The organism is Chloroherpetonaceae bacterium (assembly GCA_033763895.1).
GTDB lineage: Bacteria > Bacteroidota > Chlorobiia > Chlorobiales > Thermochlorobacteraceae > JANRJQ01.
The window spans coordinates 319,983-339,419 of the sequence record JANRJQ010000010.1; the positions used below are offsets into that span (position 1 = coordinate 319,983).

The window sequence follows — 19,437 nt, forward strand, 5'->3', positions numbered from 1 at the left end:
ACTGAAAAAAATGTGAAACCGATAGATACAGCAGCGTTAATATCTAAGTCATCCTCAGCGACAAATTCAACAAGAATTGAATCATCAGTGAAGGGATTAAAGTAACCCTTGTATTTAAGAAGTCGATGTGATAATTATCACATTTTTAAATATGGTGTGACGAGCAAATATTCTCACTTCTGTAAGATAAAGGTTTATTTCTCATAAATAAAAAAGGAAAATGGAATCCTTTCATATTTTTCAGATTCGATATAATGCATTAAAGTTTATCGTGAGAATTAAACCCGATGGTTTTGGATACGATGTTGCGTACTTCCAAATATGACATTACGAGTAGGTTCATTGGTGAGAAAATCGTGCGGAAACCCTAATTCAATTTTGCTGATATCGTTGAGCTTCGTCATCAACTCAGGTGGAATGACCACACCGAGTGTTTTAAGGTTGTCTTCAAGTTGCTCGGCACTTCTTGCGCCGATAATCGGAATCGTTTGTTGATTATTTTGACGAGACCATTGAATTGCCACTTGTGCAGGAGATACGCCTAAAGTTTCGGCAACTTCTAAAACAATGGTAGCGATTGAATTGGCTCGATCGCTTCGCCTTGCGCTGTGTGTCGGCACGCGTCCCGATTCCCCTTTAAGGTATTTTCCCGTTAGTGCCCCTCCGCCAATTGCTCCCCAAGGTGTTACAGCCATATCGAAGGCTTTGGCCATTGGAAGTAAATCACGTTCAGGTGTGCGTTGCAGCAAACTATATTCAATTTGCAAGGCAATAAATCTTGACCATCCCCGTAAATCTGCCATTGTGTTTAGTTGTGAAACAACCCAAGCCGGTGTATCGGAGATACCGATGTAGAGAACGGAGCCATTGCGAATTAAATCGTCAAGCCCTCTAAGAACTTCTTCAACTGGTGTTGTGAAGTCCCACGCGTGAACCCAAAGCAAATCAATGTAATCAGTGCCTAAGCGTTTCAGGCTATCGCGAACAGATCGCATCATGTTTTTTTTATGATTTCCCGAAAAAGATGGATCTCCTTGGCGGTCAAAGAGTGTATATTTTGTGGCAACGACAAATTTATCGCGGTCGTGTTTAATGAATTCACCGAGCCATTTTTCACTTGTGCCTTCGGTGTATCGATTGGCAGTATCGAGAAAGTTACCATCTGCTTTAACATAAGTGTCGAAGACTTTTTTTGAAGTTTCATAGTCGCTGCCCCATCCCCATTCTGTTCCAAAAGTCATCGTACCTAAAGCAAATTCAGAAACACGAAGTCCTGATTTTCCGAGAAGTTTGTAATTCATTTGAATTTGTGTTGCTTCGTTTCTAAAAACCAAGTTATTTAATTAATCAAATTTATGGCTATTGATTGGAAAGAAACCATATTTAGTGATGGGTCAGAAAATTTTATTATCCCCCAAAATCCCAAATTGGGTGAAGATATCAAAATTAAACTTAGAGTTTGGGTACATGCGCCAGTTGAACGCGTCTTTTTAAGGCTTGCACCGGAGGGAGAGCAGTATTTGGAAGAAATGCATGAAGAGCAAGAGCAAGATCACTTCTTTAAAACTTTTTCTGCCAAAGTGAAAATTCCAAGTCGAATTTTGAAATATCGATTTATGATTTACACGAAAGAGGAAGGAAAAGCATATCAATATTGGTATAATCAAACGGGTTTGAAAGACTTTCATCCAACGGATGAGCGCGATTTTACAGTGATTTCAGATTTTGAAAATCCGGATTGGGCGATCGATAGCATTTTTTATCAGATCTTCCCTGATCGCTTTTATGACGGCAACTCTGAAACCAATGTTCAAACCGGAGAAATTAAACATCCACATTTCACCTCACGAGCGCGCAAATGGGGCGAGCTGGACATTACTTGGTATGATTTTTTTGGAGGAGATCTTGAAGGCATCCGATTGAAGATTCCATACCTCAAAGACCTTGGGATTGGGGCGCTTTATTTAACACCCATTTTTACTGCGCCAAGTAATCATAAATATGATACCAGCGATTTCAAAGTGGTTGATCCTCACTTTGGAACCAATGAAGCTTTTGCTGCGCTGGTTGAGGAATTGCATCGAAATGGGATACGAATCATTTTGGATGCAGTCATTAATCATATCGGAAGCGGTCACCCTTGGTTTAATAAGCATCAAGAGTATCCGGTCTCCGGAGCATTTTCTGATCCGCTGCATCCCAATCGTGAATTCTTTATTTTTAAGAATAACGATTATGTCTCTTGGCAAGGGTATGATACGCTTGTGAAATTAGACTATCGTTCTGAAAAATTGCGCGATGAAATGTACCGTTTACCCGATTCGGTGACCCGCTTCTGGCTTCGTGAACCCTATAATATTGATGGTTGGAGAATTGATGTCGCAAACATGACTGCTCGTTACGAACATGTTCAACTTCACGGAGAGGTTTGGGAAGAATTTCGAAAGTCGCTAAAGACTGAAAAAAGGGATTGCTATCTCTTGGGCGAAACATTTTATGACCCAAAGGAACTTGTTAGCGATGCACGGCTCGATGGCGCAATGAATTACGCAGGTTTCCGTAAACCCCTCATTAAATGGTTGAAGGGTGAAGAATATGCTCACGATGCCACTTTCCATAATGGGTTTAAGTTTCAATTTTCGTTTTCTGCTAAGCAAATGATGAATCAATTGGAAGAGTTTCGAACCTCGCATGCGTTTCAAAATCAACTCTTGATGTATAATCTGCTTGATTCTCATGATAGTGAAAGATTTATGCATACCATTCATCAAGACATGAAACGCTTTAAGCTTGGGGTGCTTTATCTCTTTTCATACATCGGAATAACAGGTATTTATTACGGAGATGAAATTGGAATGACCGGCGATCGCGACCCCGACTGTCGCCGCTGTATGGAGTGGAATGAAGAAAAATGGAACCTTGAAGTCAGAGCATTATTTAAGAAGTTGATCGACGTAAAAAGAAAGAGCAATGCATTGAAACGGGGATCTATTCAATGGATTTATGCTGACAATCATACTTTGGCTTATGCGAGGTTTAGTGGTAATGAAATTTTGGTGGTTGTTCTCTCGAATGCAGAAAAACCTTATACGGTGGTATTTCCAATTTGGAAGCTTGGGGTTACAAATGGGGAATTGGAAGATTTAATAAATGGAGAAACATTTAAAATTTACCGTGGTGAATCAATGATTGAATTGAAGCCTTGCTCGGGATATCTCTTTACGGTGAAAACATAAATTGAGGTTACTTCATCATAAGGGTTCGTTTTTTTAAGTAAGAAAGAAGAGCGATATCAAATGGTTCGGAGGTATCAATCATTGTGTATTCAATTCCGGAATCCATCAAAGGATTTGCGAAGGAAACGGTATGATGATGAAATGCCTCTGCATAAGCACGCTTGATGAGCTCCGGGTTTGTGGCAATTCTTTCCCCACTTTCTGAATCAACGAGTTCTAAAGAATTTTTGAAATCAAAAGTTCTTTCTTTAGGATCAAGAATGTGGAATACAATGATTTCATGATGTTGATGATGAAAGTGCTTAAGGGCAGACGCGATTCGCTCCGGAGAATCCCAAAAATCACTGAGAACGATAATTAAACTTCTTTTTTTCAATCGGTCAGAAAGGTTTGAAAGCGAAGTTGCAAGATCCGTTTTTTCCCCGCTGCTTTCTTTTACTCCTTTTGAAATCCTTTCGAAAGTTTTCAAAAGCAAGTTATAGTGAGAGGCTTTCAAACTTGGTGGAAAATATTCTTTCAAAGTAGTATTAAAAGTTACTAACCCCACGGCATCTCTTTGGCCCATCATCAGTGAAGAAAGTGCGGCAGCCAAAACCGAACTATATTCGATTTTTGTCATTACTTCATTCGATGATTGAAATTTCATAGAGCTTGAAGTATCCAACAGAATAAATGCGCGGAGATTTGTTTCTTCTTCGTACTGTTTAATGTAATATTTACCGGTTCTTGCAAATACTTTCCAATCTAAATGCCGAAGCTCGTCCCCTCGTGTGTATTGACGATGTTCCGCGAATTCAACGCTAAATCCGTGATATGGGCTTTTGTGCATTCCGGTAATAAATCCTTCAACAATAAACTTTGCTCGAAGCTCAAAAGATTTAATTTTTGAAATGACATCAGGAAGCAGATATCGTTTATAATCATCATTCATTATGTATGGAAGAGTTTTATCTTTTTTTTTGAAATCAAAATGTAAAAATGCGACGAAGCAAAAAATTTGATTAACGAAAAACAAACAACTGAAGTTAACGCTTTCAGTTATACTTTTTCGGAGCAAAGAGGGAGAAACCGGTTTGAATCGGGGAAGTAGTAGAGAATACTTAGTCATAAAAGAAATTTATTTTGTTTACCTAAAAAAATATCAGGAAATGAATTTTCATAATTCAGAAGCGCTCTTTGAACGGGCAAAAAAATCAATTCCGGGTGGAGTCAATTCTCCAGTGCGGGCATTTAAGTCTGTTGGCGGAACGCCAGTATTTATGACCCGAGGCGACGGGGCTTATATTTTCGATGCGGATGGAAACAAATACATTGATTACATCGGATCTTGGGGACCCTTCATTTTAGGTCATTCACATCCTGCTGTTAACGCAGCGATCGAAAAAACATTGAAGACGGTCACAACAAGTTTTGGCGCACCCACAGAATTGGAAATTGAGTTGGCAGAACTTGTCAAATCACTTGTTCCCTCGATTGACCTTATTCGAATGACTTCCTCTGGAACAGAAGCCTGCATGTCGGCGATTCGGGTTGCCCGCGGGTTTACGGGGAGAGATAAAATTATTAAGTTTGAAGGATGCTATCACGGCCACGGCGATTCCTTTTTGATTCGTGCAGGTTCAGGCGCGCTTACGCTCGGTGTGCCCGATAGTCCGGGAGTTACAAAAGGGACTGCGGCTGATACGCTGAATGCAACTTATAACAATCTTGATTCAGTCTTGAAATTAGTCGATGAAAATGCAGGAAATATTGCAGCAATAATAATTGAGCCGATTGGTGGAAATATGGGTGTTGTACCGGCATCACGTGAATTCTTAACAGGACTGCGCGAGATTTGTAATCAAAAAAACATTGTATTGATTTTTGATGAGGTTATGACCGGCTTTAGAGTTGCACTTGGAGGTGCACAATCGCTTTTTCATATAAAGCCCGATATGACAACCTTTGGTAAAATCATAGGCGGCGGTTTACCTGTTGGAGCCTATGGAGGTAAAAAAGAGATAATGGAATCAGTGGCTCCGCTCGGGCCTGTGTATCAAGCTGGAACACTTTCTGGAAATCCGCTTGCAATGAGTGCCGGACTCGCCACCTTAAAATTACTTCGCGATGAGAATCCTTATCCATTATTAGAAAAAACGACTGCCGAACTTGAAAAAGGATTGAAGGATACACACCGAAAACTTGGAATTGAACATTGCATCAAGCGAGTAGGGTCAATGATTTGTGAGTTTTTTACGGATCAAGATGTTACTGATTTCCAAACCGCTACGAGTTCGGATACCAAAAAGTTTGCGGCGTATTTTCATCAAATGCTAAGGCAAGGAATATACTTGCCTCCAGCTCAATATGAAGCAATGTTTCTTTCAATTAAGCATGAGAGGGTTGAAATTGATGCCACAATTCATGCTCACGAAATTGCATTAAAAGAAATCTATACGAGTTAGTTATGATGGCAGGGGAGTGATATCAAATCGCTCCCCTTCTTTTTTTCGATATCCCCTAAGAAATTCTTGAGCGGTCATTTCCTTCTTTCCCTCGGGATGCAACAGAAGAATTTCTATTTCTCCAACGCCGCAATTGACAATAAAGGATGAGGATGTAAGATTCCAAAGCCCAAATGTATCGTTCGTCGTTTCTGATGAAGAGCGTTTTGATTTTAGAATTCTGAAAGTTTTACCCTCAAAGGTTGTCCAAGCTCCCGGATGTTTAGAAAGCCCCCGAATAAAATTATGGATTTCCTCAGAAGTAAGCCGCCAGTTTATTTGTGTGTTTTCCTTAAAAAGCTTAGGTGCTTTGGTAGCTAAGGCATTGTTTTGAAGCGTCGTGACAACTTGCGAATGCTCGATAAGTTTCAAGGTTTCAGCAACCGTTTCGGCACCCAAGTAAGAAAGTCGTATTGCCAATTCTGAAGCGGTTTCGTCAGGATTAATTTCTGTTCTTCGTTGAAGAATCATTGACCCGGTATCTACCTTTTCTTGAAGAAAAAAAGTGGTGACACCCGTTTCAGTTTCTCCTTTGATTATAGCCCAATTGATAGGTGCTGCGCCGCGAAATTTTGGAAGCAAAGAGGAATGAAGATTAAAAATCCCTTTGGGGGGAATCGAAAAAATCTCTTTTGGTAAAATTTTAAAAGCGACAACAACGATAACATCGGGTTTCTTTTGATTCAACAGCTCAAGAAATGAAGGGTCTTGAACTTCCTCAATTTCTTTTACATCGAGCCCGAGCTCAATAGCTGCTTTTTTTACGGGAGTTGCCTCCGGCGAGTCTGTGGCCTTACGCCGTGGCTTATCAGGACTGGTAACAACAAGACTAATATGATGATTTTGAGCGATTAACCGAAGTGAAGGCACTGAAAAATCGGGTGTTCCAAAAAAAATAACATTCAACATTGAATAGATTTCCTTAATTTAAATGTATTAATGATGTAATTACCTAAATTAATTAGGTATAATTCTATTTTATTCGATAGATTAGACAAAGGATTTATTAACAAAATAATTCTCTAATTAATCCTTACATACTTGTACAGAACATTTATTAAAGTACGCTTATAAGTTTGGTAAGTGGTACGTCGTTGCCTTAAGGCAGAACAACAACAAAATAAACAACAACAGGAGGAAGAATGGAGCTTTTTCTATGGAAAAAGTTAGGGAAGGGGATTTTTGCTCTAACCTTATTATTCACTTTTATTTCGGGGGCTAAGGCTCAAATGGCGGGTGAAGTGCGCGGGATTGTTAAAGACGCGTCTAGTGGTGAATTGCTTACGGCTGTTTCAGTTCAAGTCGAAGGGCTGAAATTGGGAAGCGTCACCAATGTCAATGGAGAATTCGTCATCCGTCGAGTACCATATGGAAAATATAAAGTACAGGCTCGGCTTGTTGGATATAAATCCACAACAGTAGATGTTACAGTTGGGGAGGTTAATCAACCAATAACGATCTTAATGGCAGTCACCGCGGTCACCTCGGATGAAATTGTCGTTACCGGTCAAGGTGCTGCTATTCCAAAAAAGCAATTACCTTATTCAGTCGAATCAATTTCATCTGAACAAATTAACCGACCGGGTATCACATCCGTTGATCAAGCCTTGCAAGGACAAGTTCCGGGATTAAGTTCGTTTAATGCCACAGGCGTACCGGGAACGGGAGCAAGAATCCAAACCCGCGGCGTAAAGAGCGCGCTATCAAATACCACGCCCGTGATTTATGTTGATGGGGTTCGTGTGGATGTGGCAGATAACTTTCGCTTAGCCGATGGAACAGGCGGCGCAACTAGTTCATCACTTGCAGATTTAGTAACAGGCGATATCGAACGAATTGAAGTAATCAAAGGAGGAGCTGCATCTGCCCTTTACGGGGCGGAAGCCGCAAACGGGGTTATCCAAATTTTTACCAAAAAAGGAAAAGCCGGTGATGCCAGAATTCGGTTTCAACACCAAAGCGGTGCCGATGTTCCTGAAACCAAATTTGTATTTGAACAGCGAACAAAAGATTTGCTCTATCGCACCGGTTACTTCAATCGTAACTCGCTGAATGTGACGGGTGGTAATGAGGCGCTTTCATATAACGCATCCGGAAGCATTCAATATGGTAATGGCGTTTTCACTGAAAACGAACTTTCCAATCAACTCTATAATGTTACGGGCGGAATCAAAGCCGTTCTCTCTTCAAAATCCGACTTAGAATTTTTTGCCAATCTTACGAGAAATCAATTTGGGCGAACCTTAATGGGAAATGCCTATGATGTTTCGCCATTAACATTCTTAGAAGCAGGATCTGAACTGAGACCGGGAAATTATGTGTTTCCTGATCCGGGTTCAATCGATGTAACAGATCCGGCGGCCGTTGAAAGAGCATTTCGCCCAAGAATGCTGATTGATTACCGAACCGTGACGAACAGAGTGATTTCCGGATTAACATTCAATACCTCACCGGTTGCAGAATGGGCGAATCGATTTACCATTGGGGTTGATTATCGAAAAAGTGAGGAAAGAAACTTCGTGCCTGTTGCGTCAGTAATTGAACAAGTATTTTCGGTGAGTGAACAAGCTCGCTCCGACCGTGAATTTCTTACGCTTACCCTCGAGTACGCTGGATCATACAAGTTGCCGATGTTAGGCGAGTTCTTAAGCCAAACATTAGCTTTTGGTGCAAGAGGATTCAGAATTGAAGATCGCGAATCATTCATCAACGGTCAAAACTTCCCAATACCCGGAACAACCGAAGTCAACAATGCTAATACGATCACCGCAGGAGAAAGCAACCGTGCATTATTCAATGGTGGGTTTTATTTGCAAGATCAAATTGGAATCCAAGATAAAATATTTATCAATGTTGCCGGTCGATTAGATATTAATACGACTTTCGGTACCGATCAAGGAATTCAATTTTTCCCAACGGTTGGTTTAGCTTATAACATCTCGGATGAATCGTTTTTTGAACCACTGAAAGAAATTGTGACTTCATTAAAGCTACGTGGTTCTTGGGGAAAAACAGGGAATTTTGCTCCTAATCCATTTTCAAGAGATCGTTCTTTTGTTTTTGGGCGCTATAACGCTACAGCGGGAGGTTTAACTTTTGGCAACCCCGGTAATCGAAATTTAGGGCCAGAGTTTACAACTTCTATTGAATATGGTTTCGACCTTGGTATATGGGAAGATCGAATTTCTGTTGAATTCAGCTATTACGATCAAAAAACAACAGCGAGTTTGCTAAATAAGCCAGAGGATCCAGCAGGAGGTTTGGCAGACCAAGTGAGAAATGTTGGAACCATTACCAACAATGGTATAGAATTAGCCGTCAAAGCAATTGTTCTTCAAGAAGAAGACTATACTTTGTCACTTCGAGGGTCTCTGACTACAGTAGCTAATCGACTTACGAGCCTTGGTGGTGCAGCACCATTTACAATAGGCGGTTTTGCATTTTTACCGATGCGTGCCGAGGAAGGTCAACCCCTTGGTGTTTATCGTGTAACAATTCCTACCGATGAAAATGGAAATCGAATTGATGGCCCAGTACCCGCCGGAGGTTTTGGTCAATTTTTAGGTGACTTTGAAACCATATTATTTGGAACTCCAACGCCAACCGCATTTGGGTCGTTTGGGTTTGACCTTACACTTTTCAACGACCTTACCATTACCGCTTTGGGAGAATTTGCAACAGGTCATTCAATTCTGAATCAAGCCCTCGATACCCGTTTTTATCAAGGCTTTAATGATATTGTGGGAAATGAGATGGGTGATTATTCAGCCGCAAATTCAATTGCAAATTACAACTCGGGCTTTCTTCCAAATGACAATTATGTCACGGATAATTTCACAAAAATATTGGTTGAAAAGGCCAATTGGTTTAAGATTCGGGAAATCTCTGCTCGCTACAAAGTTCCGAAAGATCTTATTGATGGTGTAAATATCACGCTTAGTGTAAGAAATCCGTTCATTTTTGGAACAAGCGCACGTGGGATTGACCCTGAACTAGCAACAGTTCGAGCCGGAGGAGCACTCGATTTAGGGGGCGTTGGAAACTTAGCAGTGTCTGCTCCTCGCCAGTTCCGGTTTACCATCGATTGGTCATTCTAATTCAAAATTGACGCGAAAAATTAAAACTCAACTATTCATTATGAACAAACGATTTGTTTCATTCATCTTTGCATCACTCTTCGCACTTAGCCTTTTGGGATTAACCAGTTGCGAACAGTATGACCCAACTGAGGTGAAGAATCCATCGATCACTGAAGAAAACCTTTTGGCGAATCCGCTTGGATCTACTGCCATTTTAGTGACCGGGGTTCGACGCCAATTTTCAATAGCAACCGGACCGGTGGTCTATACTTCTGAAATCGTCTCAGATAATTACGATTACGTATTTGTCACGCTTTCACCACTGCTTGATCGACCGGCAAGTCTCACGCCTCTCGATCTTACCATCAATGGTTTAGGCGGTCCTTACTTCACAACGCAGAGATTGAGAGCCCTGTGCGACTTTGGCATAAATCAACTTTCTAAGCTTGATGCCAATGCATCGAACGCTCAACTATCGGAGCTCTATTTCTATAAAGGGATGGCTCTTCTCTTTCTCGCTGAAAACTTTAGCAATTTTCCTATTCAAGAATTGGGATTGCCGGTTACATCTGCCGTTGCCTTAGATTCTGCGGTTGCTCAATTCAATCAATCCCGAGCTTTAAGCACCGGCTTTGCGACATTAAGCCGCTTAGCAGCAGCACGCGCACTCCGATTAAGAGGAAATCGTGCTGCAGCAATTTCCGAAGCGAATGCAGCTTTGGCAGCGTCAAACTTTTCAACAGCTACTCTTCAAGCGCTTTACACTGAAGCTATCTTGGATAACGAAAACAATTTCTTTTTCTTTAGAAGCACAGCCAATCAAACACAACCCTTACCGAGATTGGATTTCTTAGATCCGAAAAATACAACTCAGAGAGGATCAACGATTACAATGCTTAAAGGTGAAGAAGCGCATTTGATTTTGGCTGAAGCGGCAATATCTCAAGGAAATTTGGCTGAGGCTCGAGAGCAAATGAAAAGGGCTATTACTTTAGCAAAAAGCCGTGCGACATTAACATACACTGACCGTGCGCGTCGCCCAAGCAGACCAAATAACGACACTCTTCTTATAAAAATGAGTTCAAACCATACACATTCTGATACGACATTGCGTTTTTCGGGCTTGATCGTTGCGAGAACAGCGGGTAGAACTTTAACAACATCCCCTATCTCAAACACCAGCCTTGATACGAATGCGATTAACGCCTTACCTGCGACAAGCGAGCGGGAGCATTTCTACACTTTGTATTTGCTCCGCCAGCATATCTTTTTTCTGGAAGGGCGTCGTATGAGCGACTTAGGAATCCGTCTTCCGGTGATGCAACGCCAAATTGAAGGCTCGCCCAATATGCCTGATGGTTCGCCCGGGACACGCGTTGTTGTTCCATCGTATATTCCAAATAACGATGAAATGGACGCCTTTACGATAAATTCAACCACTGGCGTTGTTACCATTACGCACGACATGAATGGGGTTTTGGCTAATAACAGAGCGACTGTATCTCCTTTTACTTTACCTTAAAAAAGGAAACGACTTACCAAACAAAAAACCCGAGTGTTAACTCGGGTTTTTTGTTTGATCTAATCTAAAAAATTTATAAAAAGTCTTTTGAGCGAAATCAGAATTGAAATCAATAAAAAGTGAGGTTCAATTCAACTAAAGTTTGATTGAAATTTTATTCTCAGCCTCAAAGTAACGAAGCGATGCGAAATAAGATCCAAAAATGACCGTTGTGAAAAATAAATCTCCTGTGATTTGATTGCGCAAAAATGGCAAAGCTGCCACATAGCAAAGCGTAAGACCTTGCATGTTTTGAGGATAATATCCGCTACCGAGCCAAACGCCAAAATTGGTGACGATAAAAAAGACAAACGAAGAAACAATTGAAGCCCCAGCGAGTTTGGTGATTTCAAGATAACCGGGTTTGGTTGCGCTCTTCAGCCAAAACCCAATAAAAGAAATTAATGTCACAGCTAAGTAAACATGCCACATTCCAGTATGAAAACCTGCAAAAGGATTCACACCAACACGGTAAAGAATTTCAAGCGCGATATCAGAAACAAGCATCGCGGCAACAGGTACAAAAAGACCTTCGATTTTAGAATTGAAACGAAATGACCCAAACAATGCGACGGCTGCGATTGCGGTCATGTTTGCCGGGTGTGGTAAAACTCTGCTCAAAACTGCAAAAAGAATTAAAGAAGTAACCAACATATAGATGTAAGATTGATTGAGTCGGAAAACGGTTTATGTTTGCAAAAATAGCTTAAATGGCGATTGAAACAATAGAATCTTTCACTGAATTTAAAAACCAAATAGCGCGGGGTGACCGCGCTATTTGAGCAAAAGAATTCAAAGTTTAATTGCCTCTTTTCATTCCGTCTTCCAATCCGCCTTTGAATCTAAGACCTTGAGCACCGAAGCCGCCGATATCAAGTGTGAAATTGTCACTTGTGGTATCGCTTGAGAAGTCAACTGTGAAGTCACGATTCACACTTCTAGAGCGAGTCGAATCTCCAACAGTTACAACCCGATCCGCTTTGTAGTTTCCAGTTAATGTGCCGGAAGTCGGGCGGCTATACATTCCACGGAATCTGCGAGACATATTGACCCGAACGACTACATCTTTCAAAGACATTGTAATCACTTGGTCGGTAACTCTTTTTACTTGTCCAAACGCAACAGTATCTGTCGCTGAACGTTTATAAGGAAGGGTCGAATTGATGGTCATTGTCGTATCAGTTCCAAGAGTAATTACCCCTTCAACTTTTCCTTCTAACCCTAAAAGTTTATGACTAACAACAGGATTTTTGAAAGAACCAGAACAAGAATCAGAAACAATTTCAAATTCAATTTTATCAGCAATGGTCGAATTCACTCTTAAAAACTGTTGTCCAACCCCATTTCGGCTGTAGCGATATTTATACTGTCTTGTCCAAGCAGCGCTGCGAAGAATGTTGGAATAATTTCTCACAACGGTAACTGTCCAGTATTGCGAGGTTGAATCATAAGAGCGTCGTCGAATCAAACCGTGGCGAGTTGAGTTATTGCTATTTGAATTATTTGCAGAAATTGAAGGCATTTCTTCTTCGAAACCAAACTTAGAGCCTGAAAAAGAAGAGAAAGATGCTCCACCGTTAATGGAAAGATCGGCTAAGTCGGTGAGTTGGTCGTTTAAACCTCCGTTATCGGAACCTACTGCGCCTATTACACTTTCGGCGGCTTCGGTGGTTGCTTGTACGGAAGTATCATCGGTTGTGCTGGAAAGATTATCATCCTTACAGCTTGAGAAAGAGAAAGCGACGAAAATTGCCGCCATTATAGCCAAGAAAACTGGATTGCGTTTCATAAAAATGATGGATTAGATTGTTGAAATTGTAATTAAGATTGCTATCAGAAATCTGCGCTTTATTTTCTGTTCGTAGGGTTTGACTGACTTGAAATAGAAAGGTTTAACCCATTGGTTAAAAAAAATGACGTTGTGCGTTAGCGCACATTTCAACGCGTGAATTCTTCAACCCAAATGAGTTTTGGGGTAAAATCTGTATTAACAAAAAGAAAAGCGTTTTGTCGATATTCAATCGCTATTCTCAAAACTTCCTGAAAAGGGATTGAAAGAATAAAGAGACTTTTTTCCTCTGGCCAATTAGTGTGATTTGGAATTCCAGAAGCAGGAAAGAAGTGATAATTCAGTGAAATAATCTTTGTGAATTGTTGAAACACAAGCTCATTTTCTTGAGGCGAATGTTGGATAGAATGAGGATTTTGAGAGGTTATAAACGCGGCGGTTTTTGCTTGATTTATCTCCATAACAAGTTTGCACGCTTCATTAAACATATCGATTTCCAAATCAAATGATCCTTTCGGATGGAAAACTCGGTACCGTGTATCACGATACACCGCATCAAACAGTTCTTTTTTCGTGGGATTCATCGCTTAAATGGGCTAATCCAAAATAAAACGACATTCGTTTGGGTTGATTCCCCTTCGATACCTAAAGAAAAATCTCCGTCTTTTTTGAGGTAAGTACCAAAAATTTTATCCCAAAATGAAAGGAAACTTGAAAAGTTATGAAGGCTTTCGTGGTGATTTCGTGAATGATGAACTTGGTGCATTGGCGGTGTTACAATCAAAACGGATAAGAACTTATTTACAAATGGATTCAGAGAAATATTCGCATGATGAAATAAAATTACTGTTAGGGAGAGAAGATCATAAATCAACCAAGTGGCGGGAGGAATAGGGAATACAGCAAACAGGAGCGATCGCAAGCCGTAGGAAAAAACGATTTCAACCCAATGGAAACGAAAGGTAGAGGTCAAATTCATCGACGACTCCTCGTGGTGAAGTTTATGAAATCGCCACAAAAATTGATTGTGATGATAATATCGGTGAAGGAAATACATCATTACATCAATGGAAAGTATTCCGAAAACAAACATGATGTATATAGTTGAAGGGAGCGTCATCGTTTTTGGAGAAAGTCCTATCATTTTGAATAAATACTCCAAAATCGAGATTCCAAAAATTGATTGTAAATGGAGTGTAAGAAAAAAAAATAAAAGTGGAATTAAAGTATTAATGAGACCGATGCAAAGATTAAAAATGCGACCCTTGATACTTAGGATAAAGTTTCTTTTGGGAAAGAATATCTCAAAAATAAATAAAATGATAAAGTGAAAGGCGAGAAGTAGAAAGATGTTGAATTTGGTGAAAACGTTTGAGTTATCAAGGAAAACAAAGAATGATAGGGTGAACATAAAATTTTATTCTTGTTCCTTTGACTTTTCCTTTTTCGTTGGGGTTCCAAATTCTTGTTTTTTCCCAGAGTAAGGCTTCTTTAAGCGGTCTTTATACTTTGCTTTTTTGGAATCTTGCATTTCCTGATATGGATCGGTAGGCTCGCAAGAAGCGAGTGAGGAGGATAAAATTCCGAGAAGAAGCGCTAAAATTAGAGCGCTGATTGAGGATTGGTATCTTGGTTTCAAATTGGTCTCCATAATTAAAAACGGTTATCTTCGAAAAGACGCGTCTTCTGCTAAATCATCGTGTCGTGATTTCTTATTTAAGATATCATCAATGTAATCATCAATGGTATAAAATCCTTTCTTTCCGCCTTGCTCGCGAGACATCCATTTTGCTACTTCAATTGCGCCTTGAGCAAAACCAATTCGATTTTTAGCCTGATGAGAAATTTCAATTGAATCGAATTCTGAATCGGCGTGAAACCGATGAATGCCAAAAACTTTTCCAAGCCTCATTGAAGAAATGAGCAATTGACTCGGGTTACCTATTTCTAACAAATTAGCATCTGTAATAATTTGCTTCTTTCTCGGCATTTGTGCAAGAATTTCTTCTGCCGCTTTTAATGCGGTTCCGCTTGGATAATCAACTTTTGAATTATGATGTACTTCAGAGAGTGAAACATCAAAATGCTCAAATGATTCTAAAAGCCGCGAAGCCTGACGCACCAACCTAAAAAAAATATTGACTCCCAACGAAAAATTGGCGGCAATAAGCATACCCGAGCCGTTTCTTAAAACTCTATCTCGAACTTTAGCTTCTTCATTATTCCAACCGGTTGTTCCTACAACAATTGGTTTTTTGCTGGTCAAAAGCACGTCAATATTTTTGAGAAAAGCTTCTCGGTGAGTGGCTTCGATAATGATATCAGCCTCGGAGAATAAATCAGGTTTCAGCACTGTGTCTGAGCCGTATTTCCCAACAATGGTATGACCTTCTTTAATTGCCATTTCCTCAATGACAGAATTGAGTTTTCCTTTACCAACAAGTGAGATTTTCATTACCTTTTATCCTTTTTCTCCTAAAGCCTTCAATAAAAATGTTTTTCGGTGAATTTGTGAGCGACCCAATTTACGAATTGCATTGATATGTTCAGAAGTTGCGTAACCATAATGATGAGCAAATCCATACCCCGGATATAACTGATCGAATTCTTTCATGATTCGGTCTCTCGCTGTTTTGGCAAGAATTGAAGCTGCTGCAATCGAATAGACTCGTGAATCTCCCTTAACAACGGTTTCAAAGGGAAGAGGAAGCGCAGGACTAAACCGATTCCCATCAATAAGCAAATAACTTGGGAGCGGGCTAAGTGAAGCGATAGCTTCATTCATTGCTTGAAATGTTGCGTTCAAAATATTGATTGAATCGATGACTTCATGAGTAACCGACTTTACTGAAAAACCGTATGCCGATTCCTTTATCGCAACCTCAAGCGAAGCCCGCTCACTAATTGAAAGTTTTTTTGAGTCAGTAACATTCTTAAGAATTCCATTCGGAGAAAATCCTTTTGGAAATACTACAGCGGCTGCAACAACCGGACCTGCCAAAGGCCCTCTTCCGGCTTCATCGACGCCGCAAACAAAGTCATGTGTACGCCATAAGTGGCGTTCGAAATCGGTATCCACAATGATGTTGCTAAAAATCTCCGAAACGAGTTTCTACGAGTTCAACCAACGCTTTATCTCCCTGCTCTTTCGAAGGCGCTTTCCCGTGCCAATTTGTTCCATCGGGCATAGTTCCTTCAAGAAATGAAACTCCTTTCCCCATTACGGTATTTGCAAGGATAACCGTCGGCTTTCCTGAACCTCTGTTTTTTTTAGCTCTATCAACGGTCGAAAGAAAATCGATGATGTTATTTCCGTCGCAACCTAAAACATGCCAACCAAACGACAACCATTTTTCATGAAAGGGTTCAATCCCCATCACTTTAGAAACTTCACCATCGATTTGTTGATTGTTAAAATCAATGATGGAAATGAGATGATCAACTTTGTGATGCGATGCCGAAAGAGCTGCTTCCCAAATTTGCCCCTCTTGACACTCACCATCGCCCATTAAACAAAACACCGAGTTTTCATTTCCGCTAAGTCTAAACCCAAGCGCTGCACCGATCGCAACTGAAAGCCCTTGTCCAAGAGAGCCTGAAGCGATTCTTATACCTGCAAGCCCTGTATCTGTTGCCGGGTGCCCTTGCAGGCGAGAATTAATTTTTCTGAAAGAGGCAAGTTCAGAAATTGGAAAATATCCGCTTCGTGCAAGCGTACTATACCATACGGGAGAAATATGTCCGTTTGAAAGAAAAAGGAAATCTTGATTGGGATTGGATAAAAAGTGTTCGCGGTCGTGCTTAAGAATTTTGAAATAAAGAGCAGTGAAAATATCCGCCATTCCTAAAGAGCCACCTGTATGACCCGACTGTGAAAGCACAAGCATACGAATGATATCTCGGCGAATTTGACGAGCCATTTCTTGAAGATCTTCATTCGTATTTAGTTTTGGAACAAGATAGTCTTTGGCGAAAGGCAGTTCTTGAAGCGTTTGCATTGGATTGACCTGATAGAATAGAAAAGTCTTTAATTACGAAGGGCGATTTTATAAACATCGCGGTGAGCGAGTAAAATAAACCCAGATAGAAAAATGATGAAATAAAGCATGCTCACATTTTCAAAAAAAGGAGCAATGAGGAGCATCCCAACCGTGCCTGAAATGTTACAGAAGTGAATGTTTTTTGAATAACCCCAAGCGAGAGCCCAAACAATAATCCACGATATCGGAAGTGATAGCGCAAAAAGCACCGTTGCGCCAAAAGCGGTTGCTAAACCTCTTCCACCCTTAAAGCGAAGCCACAAAGGAAAAATGTGACCTACAACGACAAACAGTGCTGCAACGGAATTAATAAAGGCAGGACTTTCGGAATAAGCTGCTGGAAATAAATTTCGTGCAACTAAAACGGCAGCAATTCCTTTAAGCCAATCTAATATGCCAACTAAAACTCCTAAACCTTTTGATCCGGATACTTCAAAAGTATTCATTGCTCCTACATTTCCTGTCCCGAACTGCCGAATATCTTTTCCTTGACTAAACTTGAAAAGAATAAATGCAAATGGAATCGATCCAATCAAATAAGAAATCAAAATAAGTAAGGTTTGATCAGAAAGGCTCATACGATTAGAGTTCAATTAAATGTTTTGGTGCCTTTGGATAGGGATCACCTCCAAAAGCCGTGACTTCAACTATGTCTTCGATACGAATGCCGAATTCGCCCGAAAAGTAAAGGCCGGGTTCTATTGTTACTGTTGCACCAAGCGGTAAAGTCATTTTTCGATTTCTTCCCAAAATTGGATTTTCGTGAACTTGTATGCCAATACTGTGACCCAACGAATGTGTAAAAAATTTATCCAATCCTTTTGTCGAGAAATAATTTCGAACGATGGAATCTATTTCCTCACCGGTTTTATTTGGTTCGAGTGATGCAATGCCAAGCAAGTGGGCTTCAAGTACATTCTGATAGGCTTCTCGCGCTTTTTGACTTGCTTTTCCCAAGACAATTGTTCGTGTTTGATCGGAGCAATAGCCTTGATAAACGGTTCCCATATCAATCACAATCATCTCGTTAGGAAGCAAGCGTTGTTTGGTTGCTCGTGCGTGAGGGAGAGCACTTCGGGCACCGGAGGCGACAATAGGATCAAAGGAATCTTTTTCGCCACCATATTTCTTATTCCAATACGAAATTTCAGCCGCCAAATCAAGCTCTGTCATTTGAGGGGTAATCAACGAAAGTAATTTCTCAAAAACTTTATCGGTAATCGAAACTGCGGCTTTAATAAAATCTCGTTCAACCGTTGATTTCGCAGCAACCCATTCATCAAAAAACCCTATTTGTGCATTCCACTCCAATTGAGGGGTTGCTGCCTTGAGCTTTTCAAATTCAGAAACAGAAAGTTTATCTGACTGGAAACCAATCGAATGAATTGTTGCAAGCCTGCCGTTGGTGACTGAATCAACCTTTAATTCATGAGCGAGTCCTTCACTTGAAATAAATCCAAATCCTAGAAGCAACTCATTTTTTAATTGCTCTGTATATCGACCATCCGTAATAAGCCATAAGTCATTTGCATTAAGAATTACCGATGCATTTGAACCGGTAAATCCGGTCAGCCAACGAATAATTGGAATATCGGTAATTAGGAAAGCGTCAAGGTTGAGATTCCTTAATTTATTTTGAATGGCAATTCGTCGTTCATTCGCAAAATGAGCAGGCGGCGTATCCCTTTGAATTGGATGAAGTAACTCGGTATAAGCAGGCATTGAAATGAATTAACTCATGAAAAGATAAGGCTTCCAAGATTCGGAAACATTGCCTATGAATCGCTGCATAAACATAATATGATTGGGCCGAACGGGACGGCGAAAAAGATGCATCCCTGCTTGTTCAGGCGTACGATTAGCCTTTCGGTTGTTGCATTTCGTACAGGCAGTAATGAGATTTTCCCAAGTATCAGCACCTCCTTGTGATTTAGGAACCACATGATCTATGGTTAAGGGCAAGTCAACCCGCCCGCAATACTGGCATTTATTGCCATCTCTGCGTAAAATATTTCGACGCGTGAGCATAATTTTTTTGTATGGAACAGCGATAAACATCACGAGCCGTACGACGCAAGGCATTGGAAATTTTCTTGAAACGGTATGAATAAATTCATCCGGATATGAAGCGACAAGTTCCGCTTTTCCGGCGAAAATGAGAATAATCGCTTTGCGAACATCGCAAATCGTCATAGGCTCATAGCTTTGATTGAGCACGAGTACTTTTTGCCCAAGCCGGTTAATCATTG

The 19,437-nt window shown here is 40.5% G+C and carries 18 protein-coding genes; 4 read left to right on the plus strand and 14 right to left on the minus strand.

Annotated features, from left to right (window positions below):
* Positions 1–278: 278 nt before the first annotated feature.
* Positions 279–1,301 (minus strand): aldo/keto reductase, encoded by a 1,023-nt coding sequence (locus SFU91_09460; protein ID MDX2129248.1) that lies wholly within the window; start codon positions 1,299–1,301, stop codon positions 279–281.
* A 54-nt stretch (positions 1,302–1,355) separates the two neighbouring features.
* Between SFU91_09460 and SFU91_09465 the strand changes: the two genes are divergently transcribed.
* The gene (locus SFU91_09465) at positions 1,356–3,236 is read left to right on the plus strand and encodes an alpha-amylase family glycosyl hydrolase (protein MDX2129249.1); all 1,881 of its coding nucleotides are present in this window, start codon (positions 1,356–1,358) and stop codon (positions 3,234–3,236) included.
* A 7-nt stretch (positions 3,237–3,243) separates the two neighbouring features.
* Here the strand turns inward: SFU91_09465 and SFU91_09470 are convergent, their stop codons facing one another.
* Positions 3,244–4,167, minus strand: coding sequence for a DUF58 domain-containing protein (locus SFU91_09470; GenBank protein ID MDX2129250.1), 924 nt, complete (start codon positions 4,165–4,167; stop codon positions 3,244–3,246).
* Between the two features lie 217 nt (positions 4,168–4,384).
* On the opposite strand from SFU91_09470, the gene hemL reads away from it, so the two are divergent.
* The gene (gene hemL / locus SFU91_09475; GenBank protein ID MDX2129251.1) at positions 4,385–5,680 is read left to right on the plus strand and encodes a glutamate-1-semialdehyde 2,1-aminomutase; all 1,296 of its coding nucleotides are present in this window, start codon (positions 4,385–4,387) and stop codon (positions 5,678–5,680) included.
* On the opposite strand, the gene fmt is transcribed toward hemL, so the two are convergent.
* Positions 5,681–6,628 carry a methionyl-tRNA formyltransferase gene (gene fmt, locus SFU91_09480; protein MDX2129252.1) on the minus strand — a complete coding sequence of 316 codons (948 nt, stop codon included), beginning with the start codon at positions 6,626–6,628 and terminating at the stop codon, positions 5,681–5,683.
* Positions 6,629–6,861: 233 nt separating this feature from the next.
* Here fmt and SFU91_09485 point away from each other — a divergent pair, with 233 nt between their 5' ends.
* Together SFU91_09485 and SFU91_09490 are read left to right on the plus strand one after the other, a co-directional pair.
* A complete protein-coding gene (locus tag SFU91_09485; protein MDX2129253.1) occupies positions 6,862–9,816 on the plus strand; it encodes a TonB-dependent receptor in 2,955 nt (984 codons plus the stop codon).
* Between the two features lie 40 nt (positions 9,817–9,856).
* Positions 9,857–11,320, plus strand: coding sequence for a tetratricopeptide repeat protein (locus SFU91_09490; GenBank protein MDX2129254.1), 1,464 nt, complete (start codon positions 9,857–9,859; stop codon positions 11,318–11,320).
* 135 nt (positions 11,321–11,455) lie between these two features.
* On the opposite strand, the gene SFU91_09495 is transcribed toward SFU91_09490, so the two are convergent.
* From SFU91_09495 to SFU91_09545, 11 genes are all read right to left on the minus strand, one after another.
* Entirely contained in the window at positions 11,456–12,013 is a 558-nt protein-coding gene (locus tag SFU91_09495) for a DUF6580 family putative transport protein (GenBank protein ID MDX2129255.1), read from the minus strand.
* Between the two features lie 145 nt (positions 12,014–12,158).
* Positions 12,159–13,148 carry a hypothetical protein gene (locus tag SFU91_09500; protein MDX2129256.1) on the minus strand — a complete coding sequence of 330 codons (990 nt, stop codon included), beginning with the start codon at positions 13,146–13,148 and terminating at the stop codon, positions 12,159–12,161.
* Positions 13,149–13,297: 149 nt separating this feature from the next.
* A complete protein-coding gene (locus tag SFU91_09505; GenBank protein MDX2129257.1) occupies positions 13,298–13,732 on the minus strand; it encodes a DUF3293 domain-containing protein in 435 nt (144 codons plus the stop codon).
* Positions 13,729–14,292 carry a sterol desaturase family protein gene (locus tag SFU91_09510; GenBank protein MDX2129258.1) on the minus strand — a complete coding sequence of 188 codons (564 nt, stop codon included), beginning with the start codon at positions 14,290–14,292 and terminating at the stop codon, positions 13,729–13,731. Before SFU91_09510 ends, SFU91_09505 begins: the two co-directional genes overlap by 4 nt.
* 273 nt (positions 14,293–14,565) lie before the next feature.
* Complete coding sequence (locus SFU91_09515; protein MDX2129259.1) at positions 14,566–14,787, minus strand: hypothetical protein; 222 nt, start codon at positions 14,785–14,787, stop codon at positions 14,566–14,568.
* A gap of 24 nt (positions 14,788–14,811) precedes the next feature.
* Positions 14,812–15,603 carry a 4-hydroxy-tetrahydrodipicolinate reductase gene (gene dapB / locus SFU91_09520; protein MDX2129260.1) on the minus strand — a complete coding sequence of 264 codons (792 nt, stop codon included), beginning with the start codon at positions 15,601–15,603 and terminating at the stop codon, positions 14,812–14,814.
* 6 nt (positions 15,604–15,609) lie between these two features.
* Entirely contained in the window at positions 15,610–16,230 is a 621-nt protein-coding gene (locus tag SFU91_09525; GenBank protein ID MDX2129261.1) for a ribonuclease HII, read from the minus strand.
* Positions 16,231–16,237: 7 nt separating this feature from the next.
* The gene (locus tag SFU91_09530) at positions 16,238–17,146 is read right to left on the minus strand and encodes a transketolase (protein MDX2129262.1); all 909 of its coding nucleotides are present in this window, start codon (positions 17,144–17,146) and stop codon (positions 16,238–16,240) included.
* A 29-nt stretch (positions 17,147–17,175) separates the two neighbouring features.
* The gene (locus SFU91_09535; GenBank protein MDX2129263.1) at positions 17,176–17,766 is read right to left on the minus strand and encodes a glycerol-3-phosphate acyltransferase; all 591 of its coding nucleotides are present in this window, start codon (positions 17,764–17,766) and stop codon (positions 17,176–17,178) included.
* A 4-nt stretch (positions 17,767–17,770) separates the two neighbouring features.
* Positions 17,771–18,910 carry an aminopeptidase P family protein gene (locus SFU91_09540; GenBank protein ID MDX2129264.1) on the minus strand — a complete coding sequence of 380 codons (1,140 nt, stop codon included), beginning with the start codon at positions 18,908–18,910 and terminating at the stop codon, positions 17,771–17,773.
* Between the two features lie 9 nt (positions 18,911–18,919).
* A complete protein-coding gene (locus SFU91_09545; protein ID MDX2129265.1) occupies positions 18,920–19,435 on the minus strand; it encodes an HNH endonuclease in 516 nt (171 codons plus the stop codon).
* Positions 19,436–19,437 lie beyond the last annotated feature (2 nt).

Excerpts from the sequence above, each read along its gene's own strand:
- SFU91_09460 (MDX2129248.1), bottom strand. The coding sequence starts at position 1,301 with ATGAATTACAAACTTCTCGGAAAATCAGGACTTCGTGTTTCTGAATTT.
- SFU91_09465 (MDX2129249.1), top strand. The coding sequence starts at position 1,356 with ATGGCTATTGATTGGAAAGAAACCATATTTAGTGATGGGTCAGAAAAT.
- SFU91_09470 (MDX2129250.1), bottom strand. The coding sequence starts at position 4,167 with ATGAATGATGATTATAAACGATATCTGCTTCCTGATGTCATTTCAAAA.
- hemL (MDX2129251.1), top strand. The coding sequence starts at position 4,385 with ATGAATTTTCATAATTCAGAAGCGCTCTTTGAACGGGCAAAAAAATCA.
- fmt (MDX2129252.1), bottom strand. The coding sequence starts at position 6,628 with ATGTTGAATGTTATTTTTTTTGGAACACCCGATTTTTCAGTGCCTTCA.
- SFU91_09485 (MDX2129253.1), top strand. The coding sequence starts at position 6,862 with ATGGAGCTTTTTCTATGGAAAAAGTTAGGGAAGGGGATTTTTGCTCTA.
- SFU91_09490 (MDX2129254.1), top strand. The coding sequence starts at position 9,857 with ATGAACAAACGATTTGTTTCATTCATCTTTGCATCACTCTTCGCACTT.
- SFU91_09495 (MDX2129255.1), bottom strand. The coding sequence starts at position 12,013 with ATGTTGGTTACTTCTTTAATTCTTTTTGCAGTTTTGAGCAGAGTTTTA.
- SFU91_09500 (MDX2129256.1), bottom strand. The coding sequence starts at position 13,148 with ATGAAACGCAATCCAGTTTTCTTGGCTATAATGGCGGCAATTTTCGTC.
- SFU91_09505 (MDX2129257.1), bottom strand. The coding sequence starts at position 13,732 with ATGAATCCCACGAAAAAAGAACTGTTTGATGCGGTGTATCGTGATACA.
- SFU91_09510 (MDX2129258.1), bottom strand. The coding sequence starts at position 14,292 with ATGATAGGACTTTCTCCAAAAACGATGACGCTCCCTTCAACTATATAC.
- dapB (MDX2129260.1), bottom strand. The coding sequence starts at position 15,603 with ATGAAAATCTCACTTGTTGGTAAAGGAAAACTCAATTCTGTCATTGAG.
- SFU91_09530 (MDX2129262.1), bottom strand. The coding sequence starts at position 17,146 with ATGCAAACGCTTCAAGAACTGCCTTTCGCCAAAGACTATCTTGTTCCA.
- SFU91_09535 (MDX2129263.1), bottom strand. The coding sequence starts at position 17,766 with ATGAGCCTTTCTGATCAAACCTTACTTATTTTGATTTCTTATTTGATT.
- SFU91_09540 (MDX2129264.1), bottom strand. The coding sequence starts at position 18,910 with ATGCCTGCTTATACCGAGTTACTTCATCCAATTCAAAGGGATACGCCG.
- SFU91_09545 (MDX2129265.1), bottom strand. The coding sequence starts at position 19,435 with ATGATTAACCGGCTTGGGCAAAAAGTACTCGTGCTCAATCAAAGCTAT.